Annotated in this window: 2 protein-coding genes and 1 pseudogene; 1 reads left to right on the top strand and 2 read right to left on the bottom strand. The window is 65.7% G+C overall.

Annotated elements, in window-relative coordinates; genetic code table 11:
* The first annotated feature begins 198 nt into the window (after positions 1 to 198).
* Entirely contained in the window at positions 199 to 804 is a 606-nt protein-coding gene (locus ACIRC0_RS39635; RefSeq protein ID WP_403626996.1) for a dihydrofolate reductase family protein, read from the top strand.
* On the opposite strand, the pseudogene ACIRC0_RS39640 reads toward ACIRC0_RS39635, so the two are convergent.
* Together ACIRC0_RS39640 and ACIRC0_RS39645 are read right to left on the bottom strand one after the other, a co-directional pair.
* Positions 802 to 1,178, bottom strand: a pseudogene (locus ACIRC0_RS39640) (transposase); the annotation flags it as partial. The gene ACIRC0_RS39635 and the pseudogene ACIRC0_RS39640 overlap by 3 nt on opposite strands.
* Before the next feature lie 27 nt (positions 1,179 to 1,205).
* Positions 1,206 to 1,514 carry a hypothetical protein gene (locus ACIRC0_RS39645; protein WP_403626999.1) on the bottom strand — a complete coding sequence of 103 codons (309 nt, stop codon included), beginning with the start codon at positions 1,512 to 1,514 and terminating at the stop codon, positions 1,206 to 1,208.
* Positions 1,515 to 1,932 lie beyond the last annotated feature (418 nt).

Here is a 1,932-nt window from a genome sequence, read left to right on the forward strand (position 1 = left end):
CTGCAGACACTCCTCGCCACCTGGACCGGCGCCTGCCCCACCTGCCACCGCGACATACCCACACCCATACGAACCTGACCAAGCCCTACTAGGCCTGTCGTTTGGATCATCCCGGCGGCGCGGATGCTGCGCCGCGGAAGTTCCGCCGATGAGTTTCCGGCGGTTGTGCGGTCTACCCGTCGACGAAGGGAGCGCACCATGCGCAAGATCATCGTTTGCACGTTCCTGACGCTGGACGGCGTCATGCAGGCGCCGGGCGGTCCGGACGAGGACGCTGAGAGCGGCTTCGAGCACGGCGGCTGGCAGAAACCGGTGGCCGACGACGAGGTCGGCACGGCCATCGCCGGTTGGTACGAGCACTCCGACGCGATGCTGCTCGGCCGCAAGACGTATGAGATCTTCGCGTCGTACTGGCCGACCGCCGACCCCGACAACCCGTTCACCCATCGGATGAACAGCATGCACAAGTACGTGGCGTCTCGGACCCTGACGTCCGTCGAGTGGCAGAACTCCACGCTGCTCGAGGGTGACATCGTCGATGCCGTACGCAAGGTGAAGGCGTCCGACGGCGGCAACATCAACGTCGTCGGCAGCGGCGACCTCGCCCAGACCCTCATGCAGCACGGCCTCGTCGACGAGTTCCGGCTGACCATCCACCCGGTGATCATCGGCACCGGCAAGCGGCTGTTCGCCGACGGAGCGATCCCCACTGCCCTGGAGCCGGTCAGCGTCTCGACGACAAAGGGCGGCACCATCGTCGGCGTCTACCGGCCGAACGGTAGGCCCAGCTACGACAGCTACTAGGCGGTTTCGTTTGGGCCACCGAACGGACCAGAGAATGATGCCCGCGACGTGGACCCTCTGGCCAGGTAGATGGTCGCGGTCTTCTCGTAACGGGTGGCGATGCCGCGCCATTGCTTCAGGCGGTTGATGCACCGCTCAACGGTGTTGCGCTGCTTGTAGGTGTCGCGGTCGAAGGCCGGTGGCCTGCCGCCCCGGCTTCCACGCCGCAGTCGGTGACGTCGCTGGTCGGCCGGGACGGGGATCACAGTCCGGATACCGCACTTGTGCAAGTGGCTGCGGATCGCGCGGGAGGAATACGCCTTGTCAGCCAGGACCATGTCCGGCCTGGTGCAAGGCCGTCCACGGCGGCGGGGAACGCGCAGGCGTGCCAGCACGCGGCCGGGGCCCGCAAAGAGGGCGGATCACGAAGGAGTTCGGCTCGCCCCGGTGGGTCGGCTCAGGCCCAGCTTGGACATCGCGGTGGTCCAGTCGCTGGCGATGGCCTGCTGGGCGGCAGCGAGGGTGACCTTGCCGTCGCAGTCCGCCGTGTGCAGCTTCCTCTCCACCCGGTCCTTCTTGTTGTTGATCCCGCCACCGGACTTGTGACCGGGGTCGGCCGGCTCCACCCACAGGTTTCGCTCATCGTTGGGGTCGCCCCCGGGCTGGAGGCTGATCAGGTGTTGTCCGGCGTTCGTCAGGGGTGTCGTTGACGACGTCGGCGATCGACCCATAGCCGCTTTCATGACCCTCAGAGGCGCTTATCCGGGGTAATTCGCTCGTGACGGTGACGCCGCTGACGATCCCGTCCCCCGGCTGAGGGCCGGATCGGCTTGATCGCTGCGGACGCCGTGGATCTCCGTCATCACCGGCCCCAACCTCGGGCATGAGTAGTTAAGGTACAGAAAGCCCGCTGAGGTTGATCTTGCCGGGGTTGGCCGACTTCGTCGGTGCTTCGAACTGACGGGAACAGTGCCGACGCATAGCTCACGCAGGTCCGGGATGTGGTTGTGCAGGGTGCTCGGCGACGTGCGATAGGTTCCCTACCATGACTGGACTAGCTTGATCTTTAACCTCCGGCGTCGAATGGTGCGTCGAACTTGATCACTCGGTCCGGTAACTGCCGTACGCAGAAGCGGCCTTCGTCTGAAC

The sequence above is a fragment of the Streptomyces sp. NPDC093984 genome, assembly GCF_044764595.1.
In the GTDB taxonomy this organism is placed as follows: domain Bacteria; phylum Actinomycetota; class Actinomycetes; order Streptomycetales; family Streptomycetaceae; genus Streptomyces; species Streptomyces cynarae.

What these genes read in the sequence shown, in the direction of transcription:
- ACIRC0_RS39635 (WP_403626996.1), top strand. Translation starts at nt 199, where the DNA reads ATGCGCAAGATCATCGTTTGCACGTTCCTGACGCTGGACGGCGTCATG.
- ACIRC0_RS39645 (WP_403626999.1), bottom strand. Translation starts at nt 1,514, where the DNA reads ATGGGTCGATCGCCGACGTCGTCAACGACACCCCTGACGAACGCCGGA.